The sequence below is a fragment of the Tannerella forsythia genome, assembly GCF_003860135.1.
GTDB classification, from domain to species: Bacteria; Bacteroidota; Bacteroidia; order Bacteroidales; family Tannerellaceae; genus Tannerella; species Tannerella forsythia_A.
Map to the genome: position 1 here is coordinate 1 of NZ_RQYN01000169.1, position 397 is coordinate 397.

Here is a 397-nt window from a genome sequence, read left to right on the forward strand (position 1 = left end):
TGGCCGAAGCCAACGCGACGAAAGATAAGCTCTTCTCCATCATCTCGCACGACCTCAAAGCGCCGGTTATCGCACAGAAAGCGACGCTCGACGCTCTCATCGCCAACTATAACGCTTACGAAACGGATGCCTTGCTGGATTATCTGGAACGGTTCCGGATGGCATCCGAATCGCAGATGGAACTCTTGCAAAATCTGCTCAGCTGGGCGCAGGTGCAGACGGGAAGAGCCAAATTCTCGCCTTTGCCTTTCGATATTACGCAAACGATTGCCGAAACAGCCGATCTGTACGCGATCTCGGCTGAAAACAAAAACATACGCATCACCACCGAAATGCCCGAACGTTGCTACGTCATCGGCGACCGGGGAATGATCGCGACCGTGTTGCGTAACCTGAT

1 pseudogene is annotated in these 397 nt (G+C 53.4%); it reads left to right on the top strand.

Annotated features, from left to right (window positions below):
- Window positions 1-397: pseudogene (locus EII41_RS14265) on the top strand (HAMP domain-containing histidine kinase); the annotation flags it as partial.